Annotated in this window: 12 protein-coding genes; 2 read left to right on the top strand and 10 right to left on the bottom strand. The window is 74.7% G+C overall.

Annotation, left to right across the window (positions count from 1 at the left end; translation table 11 throughout):
• Positions 1-5: 5 nt before the first annotated feature.
• Genes IT780_RS28460 through IT780_RS28430 form a run of 7 tightly spaced genes read right to left on the bottom strand, consistent with a single transcriptional unit; the run spans position 6 to position 8,357 of the window.
• Positions 6-1,403 (bottom strand): PfkB family carbohydrate kinase, encoded by a 1,398-nt coding sequence (locus tag IT780_RS28460; RefSeq protein ID WP_199514856.1) that lies wholly within the window; start codon positions 1,401-1,403, stop codon positions 6-8.
• Complete coding sequence (locus IT780_RS28455) at positions 1,400-2,014, bottom strand: D-sedoheptulose-7-phosphate isomerase (protein ID WP_199514855.1); 615 nt, start codon at positions 2,012-2,014, stop codon at positions 1,400-1,402. Before IT780_RS28455 ends, IT780_RS28460 begins: the two co-directional genes overlap by 4 nt.
• A complete protein-coding gene (locus IT780_RS28450) occupies positions 2,014-3,240 on the bottom strand; it encodes a glycosyltransferase (protein WP_199514854.1) in 1,227 nt (408 codons plus the stop codon). The genes IT780_RS28455 and IT780_RS28450 overlap by 1 nt, the downstream gene beginning before the upstream one ends.
• On the bottom strand, positions 3,231-4,160 hold the full coding sequence (locus IT780_RS28445; protein ID WP_199514853.1) for a glycosyltransferase: 930 nt from the start codon (positions 4,158-4,160) through the stop codon (positions 3,231-3,233). The genes IT780_RS28450 and IT780_RS28445 overlap by 10 nt, the downstream gene beginning before the upstream one ends.
• Positions 4,157-5,734 (bottom strand): HAD-IIIA family hydrolase, encoded by a 1,578-nt coding sequence (locus tag IT780_RS28440; protein ID WP_199514852.1) that lies wholly within the window; start codon positions 5,732-5,734, stop codon positions 4,157-4,159. Before IT780_RS28440 ends, IT780_RS28445 begins: the two co-directional genes overlap by 4 nt.
• Positions 5,731-6,717, bottom strand: a complete 987-nt coding sequence (locus IT780_RS28435) for a glycosyltransferase family 2 protein (protein ID WP_199514851.1) — start codon at positions 6,715-6,717, stop codon at positions 5,731-5,733. Before IT780_RS28435 ends, IT780_RS28440 begins: the two co-directional genes overlap by 4 nt.
• Complete coding sequence (locus IT780_RS28430) at positions 6,714-8,357, bottom strand: carbamoyltransferase family protein (RefSeq protein WP_199514850.1); 1,644 nt, start codon at positions 8,355-8,357, stop codon at positions 6,714-6,716. The genes IT780_RS28435 and IT780_RS28430 overlap by 4 nt, the downstream gene beginning before the upstream one ends.
• Before the next feature lie 139 nt (positions 8,358-8,496).
• Between IT780_RS28430 and IT780_RS28425 the strand changes: the two genes are divergently transcribed.
• On the top strand, positions 8,497-9,903 hold the full coding sequence (locus IT780_RS28425; protein WP_199514849.1) for an aldehyde dehydrogenase family protein: 1,407 nt from the start codon (positions 8,497-8,499) through the stop codon (positions 9,901-9,903).
• Positions 9,904-9,909: 6 nt separating this feature from the next.
• On the opposite strand, the gene IT780_RS28420 is transcribed toward IT780_RS28425, so the two are convergent.
• Together IT780_RS28420 and IT780_RS28415 are read right to left on the bottom strand one after the other, a co-directional pair.
• Positions 9,910-10,776, bottom strand: coding sequence for a glycosyltransferase family 2 protein (locus IT780_RS28420; RefSeq protein ID WP_199514848.1), 867 nt, complete (start codon positions 10,774-10,776; stop codon positions 9,910-9,912).
• A gap of 43 nt (positions 10,777-10,819) precedes the next feature.
• On the bottom strand, positions 10,820-11,332 hold the full coding sequence (locus IT780_RS28415; protein WP_199514847.1) for a YbhB/YbcL family Raf kinase inhibitor-like protein: 513 nt from the start codon (positions 11,330-11,332) through the stop codon (positions 10,820-10,822).
• Between the two features lie 72 nt (positions 11,333-11,404).
• Between IT780_RS28415 and IT780_RS28410 the strand changes: the two genes are divergently transcribed.
• Positions 11,405-11,827 (top strand): MarR family winged helix-turn-helix transcriptional regulator, encoded by a 423-nt coding sequence (locus tag IT780_RS28410; protein WP_199514846.1) that lies wholly within the window; start codon positions 11,405-11,407, stop codon positions 11,825-11,827.
• Here IT780_RS28410 and IT780_RS28405 read toward each other — a convergent pair.
• Positions 11,824-12,780, bottom strand: a complete 957-nt coding sequence (locus IT780_RS28405) for a TIGR03557 family F420-dependent LLM class oxidoreductase (protein ID WP_199514845.1) — start codon at positions 12,778-12,780, stop codon at positions 11,824-11,826. The two genes, IT780_RS28410 and IT780_RS28405, sit on opposite strands and share 4 nt — an antisense overlap.
• Positions 12,781-12,848 lie beyond the last annotated feature (68 nt).

Genomic DNA, 12,848 nt, shown 5'->3' with positions numbered 1-12,848 from the left:
TGTGACTACCTCCTGGTGGCGGCGGACTGCGCCGCGGCGATGGTGTTGGTGGTGGAACGGCCGTCGAGATAGGGGACGATCACGGTCTGGCCGCCCCAGCGGTGCATGAGCTCGGCCTCCGGCAGGTCCGGGCCGCCGTCGGCGTAGTCGCCGCCCTTGACCCAGACGTCCGGGCGCAGCCAGGTCAGCACCGCCTCGGGCGTCGGCTCGTCGAAGATCACGACGGCGTCGACGCAGTCCAGGGCGGCCAGCAGCCGGGCCCGGTCGGCCTGCCTGGTCAGCGGGCGGTCCGGCCCCTTGAGCGCCGAGACGCTGCTGTCGGAGTTCAGGCAGACGATGAGGCAGTCGCCCAGCTTGCGGGCGGCCTTCAGGGTGGCGAGGTGTCCGATGTGGAGCAGGTCGAAGCAGCCGCCGGTGGCCACCACCGTGCCCCCGCGGGCGCGGACGTCGGCCAGCAGCCGGCCGGCCTCGGCGGCACCGATGCGCTCCTGATCGTCCGGCTTCTCCTCCGGGGCCAGCGCCGCAGTGACACCGCCGGCCGCGACGTACGCGGTGGCCGCGGCGACCGCCTCCTGCACAGCCTCGGACACCAGGGCGCCCCGGGCCAGCGACAGTGCGGCGGTGGCGGCGAACCGGTCCCCCGCCCCGCAGGTGTCCCCGTCGGCCTCGGTGGGCGTGGGGACGACGAGCGGCGTCGGTCCCGCGTGGCACAACACGGCGCCCGCCGCGCCGACGGTCACGGCGACCGCCCCGGCCCGCCAGCGCTGGCGCAGCTGGTGCCCCGCACGCTGGACGGTCGCCAGCATGGAGCCGGCGCCGGCGTCACCGGTGAGCCGGCGTACCTCGGACTCGTTCGGGGTGACCAGGCGGACGTTGGGCACCGGTGCCGGCCCGTTCGGGTGCGGGTCCCACACGATCGGCGCCTTGGCCGCCTCGAGCGCGCGGCGCAGCTCGGGGTGGCGGGCCACACCGCGGCCGTAGTCGCTCACGAGGATCGCGGTGGCGTCCCGCAGCACCTGCAGGGCAGCGTCCGGTGCGGCGCCGGGCGCGACCGGGTCACCGCCGCGGTCCAGGCGCACGAGGACCTGGCTGCCGGCACGCAGGCGGATCTTCTCCGGGGTGGCGCCGGGCAGCGGGAGCGCGTACACCTCGATGCCCGCGGCGGTGAGCAGCTCGCTGAGCCGGGCCGCAGCGGGGTCGTCGGCGAGCGCCGTGACCAGCGCGACGTCGTGGCCCTGACCGGCGGCCAGCAGGGCGGCGAGCCCGGCACCGCCGGGACGGTCCGAGACGGAGCGCTCGTCGAGCACGGGCGCGGGGGCGTCGGGCGCCACGCGGTTCACCGCGCCCTCGATGTCGCGGTCGAGCAGGGTGTCGCCGACGACGACCAGCAGGGGACGGCTCATGACACCAGCACCGCCTCGCGCCGGACCGCCGCGGCTTTTCCCAGCACCACCGGCAGCGCCCGGTCCAGGTACTCGCACATCACGTGCACCGAGATCAGGTGCAGCTCCTGCACGACCTGCGAGTCGTCGGCGGGGCAGCACAGCGCCTCGTCGCACGCCTCGGAGAGCGGGCTCGGGCCCTTGCCGGCCAGCGCCCACGTGCGGACGCCGATCTCGCGGGCGGCGTGCGCGGCCCGGACCAGGTTGGGGCTGCGGCCGCTGGTCGACATCAGCATGAGCACGTCGCCCGGGCGGCCGTGGGCGCGTACCTGCCGGGCGAAGACCTCGTCGTAGCCGTAGTCGTTGCTGATCGCGGTGACCGCCGACGAGTCCGGGGTCAGCGCGATCGCGGACAGCGGCATCCGCTCGTCGCGCAGCCGGCCGACCAGCTCGGCGGCGAGGTGCTGCGCCTCCGCGGCGCTGCCGCCGTTGCCCGCGACGAGCAGCCGGCCGCCGGTGCCCAGGTGCTCGGCGAGCTCGGCGCCCCAGTGGGAGAGGCGACCGGAGGCCACGGCCCGGTACGGCCCCAGCGCCTCCGCCATACCGCGCAGGTGAGAGTCCAACAGGTCCATCACACAACCGCCTCTCGGGGGGAGTCCGTGGTGATCGGGGTACGGCCGGCCACGGTCGCGTAGACCGCCGTCAGCCGCGCGGCGATGCGCCGCCACGAGTACGAGTGCAGGGCCCGGTCGGCGGCGGCGGCCGCGTACGACACCCGCCGCATGTCGTCGGCGAGCAGCCGGCGCAACGCCGAGCCCAGGGAGCGGAAGTCGCGGGCCGGCACGAGGTCACCGGTCATGCCGTCGACGATCGTGTCGGTCAGTCCGCCGACAGCCGTGCCGACCACCGGTACGCCGCACGCCATCGCCTCGAGGGGCGTCAGGCCGAACGGCTCGTACCAGGGCGCGGCGGCGAGCACGTCCGCGGAGCGGTACCAGCGCGGCATGTCCGCGGACCCGGCCGGGCCTGCGAGGTGGAAGCGGCCGGACACCCGGCAGCTGTCCGCGAGGGCGCGCAGGCGGCGGGCGTACGGGTCGTCGTCCAGGCGGCCGTCGGGCGGGCCGCCCACCACGACCAGCTCGGCGTTCGGCACCGACGGCAGGGCGCGGATGAGGTCCTCGTAGCCCTTGCGCTCGACGAGGCGTCCCACGGTGAGGATTCGCGGGCGGTCGGCGTCGCGCGGCTCCGCGGGCCCTTCCGGACGGAACCGGTCGGTGTCCACCCCGGACGGCACCAAGGCCATCTGCGAGCGGGGTACGCCCATCCGGACCAGCTCCTGGACCTCGTCCTGGCACTGCACGACGACGCGGTCCACGACCCGGCCCAGCTGGCGCTCGTACCCGACCCGGTGCGGCGGGCTGGTGTCGTTGGCGCCCTGGTGGCGGCGCTTGACCGTGCCGAGCGCGTGGTACGTCTGCACGACCGGCACGTCGCAGGCGCGCCCGGCGGTGACGGCGGCCAGCCCGCTCATCCAGAAGTGCGCGTGCACCACGTCGGGCAGCCAGGCCGAGCGCCAGTCCGCGGCGGTCCACTCGGCGAAGTCGCCCATGTACGGCAGCAGGTCGTCCTTGGGCAGCGTCATCGCCGGACCGGCCGGGACGTGCACCACCTCGAAGCCGTTCATCGCCACCACCGGCGGCAGGTCCGGGTCGTCGCGGCGGGTGTAGACGCGGACCTCGTGGCCCTGCTCCGCCAGCGCCGCCGACAGCTCGGCGACGTGCCGGTTCTGCCCGCCCGCGTCGACGCCGCCGAGGGCGGACAGCGGGCTGGCGTGCTCGGAGATCATCGCTATGCGCATGTTTCCTCCTCCAGGAGGCGGTCCCAGTCCGCGAGGAAGCGGTCGAGGCCGTAGCGTGCCAGGGCGACCTGCCGGGCCCGCTCGCCGAGCCGCCGGGCGGCCTCCGGCTCGTCGATCAGCCACTGCGCCGCCTCCACGAGGGTGTCGGCGCGGGTGGACAGCACGCCCGCGTCGTTCGGCACGGCGGCGATGGCCTCCGTGGTGGCCAGGGCCAGGACCGGCATGCCGATCTGCATGGCCTCGATGAGACTGAGCCCCAGCGAGGTCCAGCGGCACAGGTGCAGGTACGCGCGCCGCTTCGCGATCTCCTCGTGCATCCGCGCCTGCGGCGGGTCGTCGTACGCGGTGACCCGGTCGAGGTCCAGGCCGGCGACGCCCATGCCGTACACGTCGAGGGGCGCGACCGGCGTGAAGCGCGGCATGAGGTCGGTGCCGGTGACGCGGTGGCGGCGTACCGGCTCGTTGGTGACCACGGCGAGGCGCTCGAGTTCGCCGGTGTAGCGCGCCTTCGGCTCCACGACGCCGTGCTCGATGACCGCGGTGCGGGTGCCGCCGGTGTCCCAGAACAGCTCGTTGAAGTGGGTGACGTGCGCGACGACCAGGTCGTCACGGTCGGCCATCGGGTGCCGCGAGTTCGGTACGTCGCCCTTCGGCGTGTTGTGCTCGACGTAGATCCTCGGCGCGGGCAGGTGCGCGACCCGCTCGAGCTCGTCGGGGCGCTGCAGAATGATCACGTCGACGTCGTCCGGCGTCAGCGCGCCGACGTCGACCTCCTCCACCGTCTCCGGCCAGTCGAAGGTCCGGGCGCGGCCGAGGCCCCACGGATCGCGGGCCGCATTGATGGGCACGAGGTAACGGTGCTTGCCGTGGACGAACGACGTCGTCCAGGACCCGTGGACGTGCCAGAGCAGGATGTTCACGCGGCGACCTCTTCCGTTCGGGGGTGCTGCGCCCGTACGCCCAGCAGCCGCAGGGCGGCGAGCACGTCGGCGGGCGCGATGCTGGACAGGCACGGGTGGCCCGGCACCGGGCAGCGGGTGGCGCGGGTGTCCCGGCAGGGTGCGGCGGCGTCGCCGAGGCGCACGTACGGCACCCGGTACGGCCCCCACTGCCCGAAGGGGACGGTCGGGGCGTAGAGGCTGACGACCGGGGTGCCCACGGCGGCGGCCAGGTGCGCGGGCCCGGTGTTGGCGACCACCACGGCGGACGCCCCGGCCAGCAGGCCCGCGAGCTCGCGCAGGCTCATCAGGCCCGCGTCGGTGCCCGCGTCGCCGGCCACGTACGCGGCCAGTTCCCGCTCGTCCGGCCCGCCGGTGACCAGCACCTCGTGCCCGTCGGCGGCGAGCGCGGCCACGATCGCGCGCATCGTCGCGGGCGGGCAGGAGCGCGCCTCGACGGACGCGCCGGGGTGGACGACAACGTAGTCATGGCCGCCGCGCACGGGTCCCGTCTCGACACGCAGCCCGCCGTCGTCGGTGGCGGGCAGGGCGAACCCCGCGGCGGCGGCGACCGACCGGGCCCGCTCGGCCTCGGGCAGCCCGGCCGGTACGCGGTGCCGCACGTCCAGCAGCGATCCCGGGTAGTCGTCGCTGATCGCGGTGATCCGGCCGACCCCGGCGGCGCGCAGCAGCAGGGCGAGCGGCAGCGCGGACTGGTGGAAGGACGTGAAGATCACGGCCTCCTCGGCACCGGTCGCGGCCAGCCGTTCCGTGAGGTCGCGGACGAACGCGGCGTCCACGGGCGACGGCTGCGGGTCGATCCACGGCAGCCGCGCCTCGATGATCTCGTCGACGCCGGGCAGCAGCTCGGCGGCGGCGCGGCCGCGGGGGCCGCACAGCAGCACGACCCGCTCGGCGCCGGCGGCGACCGCCCGGATGCCGGGCCCGGTGATCAGCATGTCCCCGGCCGAGTCGGACCGGACCACGAGGACCGTGCCCGCCCGCTCGCGCGTCACGACGGGGGTGACGAGGGCCTGCCGTTCGAGGATGAGGCCGACCGCGCCGGCGAGGTCCGCGGCGCCCGCGGGGGCGGCGGCGACCTCCGGGGTGAGGGTGACGTCGGTGGGCACGATGATGCCGGTGGCACCGGCGGCGCCCGCGGCGACCATGTCGCGGCCGATGTCGCCGACGACGACGCAGCGCTGCGGGCTGGTGCCGAGCGCGGCCGCGGCGTCCTCGATCAGGCCGGGCGCGGGCTTGCGGCACCGGCAGCCGGCGGTGTCGTCGTGCGGGCACATCTGCCAGGTGTCGAACGGCCCGAGCAGCTCCTCGACCCGCGCGTTGACCGCCGCGAGCTGCCCGGCCGTGAAGTACCCACGGGCCAGGCCGGACTGGTTGGTGACCACGCCGAGCTTGATCCCGGCGGCGCGCAGCCGGTCGAGGGCCTCGCGGGCGCCGGGCATGGGCTCCACGAGCGCGGGGTCGCCGTTGTACGGCACATCGACGATCAACGTGCCGTCTCGGTCGAACAGGACGGCCTCGTAGAGCCGGCTCACCGCTGCGGCTCCACCGGGCGGGACCCGCGCCACCGTACCCAGCCGCGCAGCCAGTGGACGGTGGCCACGGGCGGGATGACGGCGCTGGTCAGCAGCATCGTGGCGACCTCGCGGGCGTCGCGGGGCCCGGGCGCGATCCGGGCGGCGGCGAACTCGGCGGTCCCCGCGGCCCACAGCGCCGTGGCGGCGGCCGCAGCCACACCCCAGCCCCGCCGGCGGGTGAGGGCCGCCGCGACGGCGAACGCGCCCGCGACGGTCACCGCGACGTGCCGCGGCCGGCGGCCGGGCGGAATCTCCAGGGCGGTACGCCAGCCGGGGCCGTACAGGTGCCGCAGCAGCGCGTCGTCGGCGTTGCCGCGCTGGGTCCGTACGCTGACCCACCGGTTCTCCGGGCGCACCGGGTGGGTGACCGTCCGCGCCCCCTTGACCAGCTCGAACCCCGCGTTGCGCACCCGGTGCGCGAGCTCGGCGTCCTCCCGGAACGCCCGGGGCAGGCGCTCGTCGAAGCCGCCGGTGGCCTCCAGCGCCGAGCGCCGGTACGCCATGTCCGCGGTGATCCAGGCACCGTCGGCCAGCCCGGCGGTGACCCGCTCCCAGTCGGTGGGGCGCCGGTCGGAGGGCAGCGGCACGCGCAGGTTGCCCTGCACTCCCCCGACGTGCGCGGCGGCGGTGCCGAGGTCGGCGTGCAACCGGGCGAGCCAGTCGGCGTCGGGCAGCACGTCGTCGTCGAGGAACGCCACCCACTCGTGGCTCGCCGCCTGCCAGCCCACGTTGCGCGCGGCGGCCGGCCCGGCGGCCCGCCCGGTGAGCACCTTCACCTCGATGCCGGGCGGTATGGGCAGCTCACCGTCGGCGTCGGCCCGGTCATCGACCACCAGGTACTCCACCGGCATCGGCGCCCGGGTGCCCGCGGCCAGGGCCGTCAGCAGCGCGGTCAGGCTCGGCCGTCCGAGGGTCGGAACCACCACGGAGACGCCGGTCATCGACCGTCCCCGAAGGCCGACGCGCGGTGCACGGCGAACGGCCCGAGGGCCAGCAGGTCCACCGGCGCGGAGCCGAACAGCTCCATCGCCTCCCGCGGAGTGTCCACCATGGGCCGTCCGGCGGTGTTCAGCGAGGTGTTGACCACGACGGGCAGCCCGGTGAGGCGCTCGAACTCGGCCAGCATCTCGGCGACGACCGGCTCGGTCTCGGTGTGCACGGTCTGGACCCGGGCGGTGCCGTCGACATGGGTGACCGCCGGGATGCGGTCCTTCCACTCCGGCTTCACCGTGTGCACGAACAGCATGTACGGGCTCGGGTAGACGCCCTCGAAGATGTCGGCGAAGCGTTCGGCCCGGACCATCGGCGCGATCGGCCGGAACTGCTCGCGGCCCTTCACGTTGTTCATCCGGGTCTGGGTGTCCTGGTCGCCGGGGTGCGCGAGCAGCGAGCGGTGGCCCAGCGCGCGGGGGCCGTACTCGCTGCGGCCCTGGTACCAGGCGACGATGCCGTTGTCCGCGAGCACCTTCGCGGCCTCGGCGGCGATCGAGGCGGGCCGGGTGTACGGCAGTGCCGCCCGCTTCAGCTCGGCCTCCAGCTCCTCGTCGCTCCAGCCTCGGCCGAGGTCGGCGCCGGCGAACGGGGCGACCGGGCCGCCGCTGCGGGCGACGGAGAGCGCGGCGCCGAGCGCGGTGCCGGAGTCGCCCGCGGCGGGCTGCACCCAGACCCGGTCGAACGGGCCCTCGGCGGCGATGCGCGCGTTGGCCACGCAGTTCAGCGCGGTGCCACCGGCCATGGTGAGCGTCTTGACGCCGCCCGAGGCCTCGTACGTCCACCGGGCCAGGTCGAGCAGCACCTCCTCGAGCCGTACCTGCACGCTGGAGGCGAGGTCGGCGTGCGCCTCGGTCATCTCCCCGTCGGCCGTGCGGGCCTTGGTCAGCGCGGACCAGTCGATGCGCTCCACGGTGAAGCCGCCGTCGGCGTTGGCGTGCACCCACTCGCGGAACAGGTCCAGGTACTTCGGCTTGCCGTACGAGGCGAGGGCCATCACCTTGTATTCGTCCGACGAGTGCATGAAGCCGAGGTGGCGGGTCAGGTCCTCGTACAGCAGCCCCAGCGAGTGCGGCAGCTGCTGGCTCGCCAGGGTGGTCAGCTGCCCGTCGCGGTACACGCCGGCGAGGTGGCTGGCGACCTCGCCGCGGCCGTCGAGCACCAGCACAGCGCTGTCCTCGGGCACCGACAGCCCGGCGGAGGCGGCGTGGGCGACGTGGTGCGGCACGAAGCGCACCTGCTCGGGGTCGAGCCCGGGCAGCGCGGCGGCGAGGAACTGCGGCGCGCGCCGGGCGTAGTCGACGCGCAGGTGGTCCCACGGGTCGTTGAGCCCGAGCTCAGCGGCGTCGCGGGCCATCCCCGGGTCGAAGGAGTAGGCGACGGCGTCGAGGTCGCCGGGCTTGAGGCCGGCCTCCTCGAGGCACCAGGCGGCGGAGAGGTCGGGCAGTTCCCAGGCCGAGAAGGGCACCGGCCGCTTGCCGTGCTTGCGGCGGCTGAAGCGCTCCTCCTCCGCGGCGGCGACGACCTGACCGTCGACGATCAGAGCAGCGGCCGGATCGTGGAAGATCGCATTGATTCCCAGGACTCGCATGGGCCGCCGGATACCCCTGGATCACCCGGCTAACCGAGTGATCATCGACTTCTTCTCCACTTCTTGAGATCACGCTCTAGCTGCACTGATAGCTGATCTCAGCAAGTTTGTATCGGCCCCCGCGGGGAAAGCGGCGGCCATGAATGACGTGGAACAGCTGATCGGTGGCACCTGGGGAACCGGCGGCTCGGACCGTACGCTGACCGTTTCGAACCCTATGACCGGCGGGCCGGTGACCACGGTGCGCGTGTCGTCGGAGGCCGATGTGGCGGCGGCCGTCAAGGCGTCCCGGGACGCGGCGGCCGGTTGGGCGCGAACGGCGCCGGCGGCCCGCGCGGCCGCCCTGCACGCGGCGGCGAACGCCGTCGAGGCGGCTGCCGACGAGCTCGCCGAGCTGATGAACCAGGAGATGGGCAAGCCCGTCGGCGGCGCGCGGGACTCGATCGGCGCGGGCGTCGGCACGCTGCGCCAGTACGCCGAGCTGGGCCCCGCCCACCGCGGGCGCAGCCTGGCCGGCAACGACGAGGCGATCGACCTGATGGCGTACGGCCCCCGCGGCGTCGTCGCCGTCATCACGCCGTGGAACGACCCGGTGGCGGTGTCCTGCGGCCTGCTCGGCGCGGCCCTGGTCACCGGCAACACGGTCGTGTACAAGCCCAGCGAGCGCACCCCGGCCACGGGCTGGCGGCTCGCGCAGATCCTCGCCCCGCACTTCCCCGCCGGCGTGCTGTCGCTGGTCAACGGCGACGGCCCGGTCGGCGCGGCGCTCGCGTCGTCCGAGGTGGACGTCGTCGCGCACGTCGGCTCCACCGCGACCGGCCGGGCCATCGCGGCGGCCTGCGCGACGACCGGCGCCAAGGCGCTGCTGGAGAACGGCGGCAGCGACCCGCTGATCGTCGACGCGGACGTGGACCCGCGGTGGGCGGCCGAGCAGGCGGCCCTCGGCGCGTTCGCGAACTCGGGGCAGATCTGCGTCGCCGTCGAGCGCATCTACGTGCACCGCGACGTGACCGGGCCGTTCCTCGAGGCCCTCGCAGAGCAGGCGCGTACGTGGGCCGGCGACATCGGCCCGCTCGTCGACACCCGGCTGCGCGACGGCGTGCACGCCCAGGTGGCGGCGGCGGCCGAGGCGGGCGCGCGGGTGCTCACCGGCGGTGAGGTGCCGGACGGGCCGGGCGCGTACTACCCGCCGACCGTGCTCGCCGACTGCACCGACGACATGGCCGTGCTACGCGAGGAGACGTTCGGGCCGGTGGCAGCGGTCGCGACCGTCGACTCGTTCGGCGAGGCACTGGCGCGGGCGGCGGACTCGCCGTACGGGCTGGCCGCCACCGTGCTGACCGGCTCGATGAGTCACGCGCAGCAGGCGTGGCGGGAGCTGCCGGCCGGCACGGTGAAGATCAACGCGGTGTTCGGCGGGGCGCCGGCCGGCGCCGCGCACCCGCGCCGGGGCAGCGGGCAGGGCTTCGGCTACGGCCCGGAGCTGCTCGACGAGATGACCGTCACCAAGGCCGTGCACATCGAGGCCCCGCCGGCCGGCTGGTGACGGGGCTCAGCACCCGAGCGTGACGAGCTCGCGTTCGACGTCCTGGGGCAGCGCCCGGCGTTGCCCCAGGACCCGCGGCAGCAGCCTGACCGCGTCGGCCAGGCCGCCCCGGTCCGCACGCCACGCCGCTGCCATCTCCCGCCGCACGACCGCCGGCGGGCGCCGCAGCATCGCGGTCAGGACGCGGTTGCGCACCTCCATGCGGCGCCGGGCCCCCGGGTTCCGGCCGCTGGGCAGCGGCAGGTGCCGCACCGTGAGCTCGGGCGCGTACGCCAGCCGGTGACCCGCCGCGGCCAGGTCCATCGCGAGCAGCGCCTCTTCGCCGTACACGTGCAGCATGGGGTGGAAACCGCCGGCCGCGAGGTAGGCGTCGCGCCGGACCACGACGGCGCAGGCCAGGAAGCCCAGGATGGACGGTCCGGGCGCGTCGGCGCGGACGCCGAGCGGCGCCGCGGCCATGGCCGCCGAGACCGGGTCCTCCCGGCCGTCCGCACCGACCAGCACGCGGGCCGAGATCAGCGCGGTCCCCGGGTACGCGTCCAGCAGCTTCGCCGCCGTCGCGAGCGAGCCGGGCTCCCAGTACGAGTCGTCGTCGGCGAACGCCACATACGGGGTGCGCGCCCGCTCGACCCCCACCGTGCGCCCCGCCGCCCCGCGGTTCTCGCCGAGCCGGACGATGTCCACGCCGGGCGCCTCGTCCGGCCCGCCGTCGTCGGAGCCGTTGTCCACGAGGATCACCGGGGCGGCGTGCCGGGGCAGCGTCTCGCGCAGCCGCTCCCGCCGGTTGCGGGTCGCCACGACAACGGTGATGTCCTCGGTCTCCGGCGGCGTCGCGGCCCCGGCGGCTCCGGCGGGGTCCAGCTGGATCGTCATGGCCCGGCCATACCCCCGATCCGGTGTGTCAATACACTTACTCTCAGTGATCGGGCGTGCTGGTGCCGATCAGGACGGCACGGCCGGCGGTGTGCGGGATCAGCAGGATGTTGAGCATGGCGAGGCTCGCGCCGGGCGGTACGTCGAGCCGGTCGACCGTCAGCGCCGTCACGCAGACGAACATCCGGTGTGTACCCGTGCCCGGCGGCGGCTTCGCCCCCGAGTACCCGGCCACACCGAGGTCGTTCGGCAGGTGCACGGCACCCGGCGGCAGGTCCGAAGCCGCGCCGCGGGCCAGGCCGGGCACGGTGGCGGGGATGTCCTTGACGGCCCAGTGCCACAGCCCGCCGGGAATGGGCGCGTCCGCGTCGAACGCGGTCACCACCAGGCTGCGCGTCCCCTCCGGCAGCGGACCCCACGTCAGCTGCGGAGACTCCCCCGCCGACCCGCCCGTGGCGTAGGCCCCGGCCGGCAGCGGACCGCCCATCGCGAAGTCCTCGCTGCTCAGCGGGAAGGAGGCCGCCGGGAAGGCCAGGGCGTACGGGTCATAGCTCATGCGTGTCTCCCGAATCGATCTACAGGCTTGCTGTACAACTGTGACTGTACAGCAAGCCTGTATTGTTCTGCCATGAGCGTGAGCGAGAACCCGGTTCGGGCCGCGGAGGAGTTGCGGTCCGCGATGGGCGACTTCGTCCGGTACGTCCGCGAGCACGACACGATGCCGCGCAGCCAGACGGCGGTGCTCGGGCATCTCGACCGCAGCGGGGCGCTGCCCATCGCCGAGCTCGCCCGCCGCGAACGGGTGCGCCACCAGTCCATGACGCGGACGGTCGGGCTGCTCGCCGAGCAGGGCCTCGTCGCGCTGGCCCCCGGCGAGACGGACCGCCGGCAGGTCGTCGTCACGATCACGCCCGCGGGGGTACGCCGCCTCGACGCCGAACGGCGGCACCGGGCGGCGTTCATCGCGGCGGGCCTGGACACGCTGAACGGCGAGGAGCGGGCCGTGGTGGCGCGCATCCCCGCCGTTCTGCGGAAACTGATGGGTGACTAGAGGGCGCGGAGCTTGTCGCCCAGCTCCTTCTGGAAGAAGTCGATGAAGCCCTCCGGGTCGGGCCCGGCGTTCTGCAGCACGATGTGGTCGTAGCCCGCCGCGAGGTACTTCTTGACGGCCTCGACGTACGGCTCGGCGTCCGGGCCGACCGCGAACTGCTCGCGGATGTCCTCCTCGCGCACCGTCTGCGACGCGGCGTCGAAGTTCACCGGGTTGGGCAGCTCACTCATGACCTTCCAGCCGGTCACCGCCCAGCGGGTGGTCTTCAGTGCCTCCTGCACGGCCGCCTCCTCGGTGGGAGCCCAGGCCATCGGCACCTCGGCGTAGCGCGGCCCGCTTCCGCCGGCGCCCCGGTACGTCTCCACAAGGTCGCTGCGGGGCTCGGTGGCGAACAGCCCGTCGCCCAGTTCGGCGGCCATGGTCGCGGCGCTCTTCCCGCCGGCCGCGACGGCAATGACGGGCAGCTGGTCCGGCAGGTCGAAGACGCGGGCGTCCTCGAGCTGCAGGTGCTTGCCCTCGTACGACTGGTAGCCGCCCTGCCACAGCAGCTTGATGATCTCCAGCGCCTCGCGCAGCCGCTCGTGGCGGCCGCGCACGCTCGGGAAGCCCTGGCCGACGACGTGCTCGTTGAGCCGCTCCCCCGCCCCGATGCCGAGCGTGAAGCGGTTGTCCGAGGTGATCTGCAGCGTCGCCGCGGCCTGCGCGATGATCGCGGGGTGGTACCGCACGGTCGGGCAGGTGACGCCGGTGGCGAGCCCGATCCGCTCGGTCCTCGCGGCCATGGCACCGAGCACGGTCCACGCGAACGGCGAGTGGCCCTGCACGTCCAGCCACGGGTGGTAGTGGTCGCTGATCTCCACGAAGTCGAACCCGGCGCGCTCGGCCTGGACGGTCTGCTCGATCAGCTCCTTGGGGCCGAACCCCTCGGCGGACAGCTTGTATCCGAACTTCATGCTGGCTCCCTCGTCGTCTGCTCCCTGCCAGGTGCCCCCGGCAGGGAGCGACAAACGTGGGGCGTACG

The organism is Nucisporomicrobium flavum (assembly GCF_016464385.1).
GTDB classification, from domain to species: Bacteria; Actinomycetota; Actinomycetes; order Mycobacteriales; family Micromonosporaceae; genus Actinoplanes; species Actinoplanes flavus_A.
Note: the sequence above shows the minus strand (reverse complement) of the source record. Positions and strands in the feature narration are given on the sequence as shown.

Excerpts from the sequence above, each read along its gene's own strand:
- IT780_RS28450 (WP_199514854.1), bottom strand. The coding sequence starts at position 3,240 with ATGCGCATAGCGATGATCTCCGAGCACGCCAGCCCGCTGTCCGCCCTC.
- IT780_RS28435 (WP_199514851.1), bottom strand. The coding sequence starts at position 6,717 with ATGACCGGCGTCTCCGTGGTGGTTCCGACCCTCGGACGGCCGAGCCTG.
- IT780_RS28410 (WP_199514846.1), top strand. The coding sequence starts at position 11,405 with ATGAGCGTGAGCGAGAACCCGGTTCGGGCCGCGGAGGAGTTGCGGTCC.
- IT780_RS28420 (WP_199514848.1), bottom strand. The coding sequence starts at position 10,776 with ATGACGATCCAGCTGGACCCCGCCGGAGCCGCCGGGGCCGCGACGCCG.
- IT780_RS28455 (WP_199514855.1), bottom strand. The coding sequence starts at position 2,014 with ATGGACCTGTTGGACTCTCACCTGCGCGGTATGGCGGAGGCGCTGGGG.
- IT780_RS28430 (WP_199514850.1), bottom strand. The coding sequence starts at position 8,357 with ATGCGAGTCCTGGGAATCAATGCGATCTTCCACGATCCGGCCGCTGCT.
- IT780_RS28415 (WP_199514847.1), bottom strand. The coding sequence starts at position 11,332 with ATGAGCTATGACCCGTACGCCCTGGCCTTCCCGGCGGCCTCCTTCCCG.
- IT780_RS28460 (WP_199514856.1), bottom strand. The coding sequence starts at position 1,403 with ATGAGCCGTCCCCTGCTGGTCGTCGTCGGCGACACCCTGCTCGACCGC.
- IT780_RS28405 (WP_199514845.1), bottom strand. The coding sequence starts at position 12,780 with ATGAAGTTCGGATACAAGCTGTCCGCCGAGGGGTTCGGCCCCAAGGAG.
- IT780_RS28425 (WP_199514849.1), top strand. The coding sequence starts at position 8,497 with ATGAATGACGTGGAACAGCTGATCGGTGGCACCTGGGGAACCGGCGGC.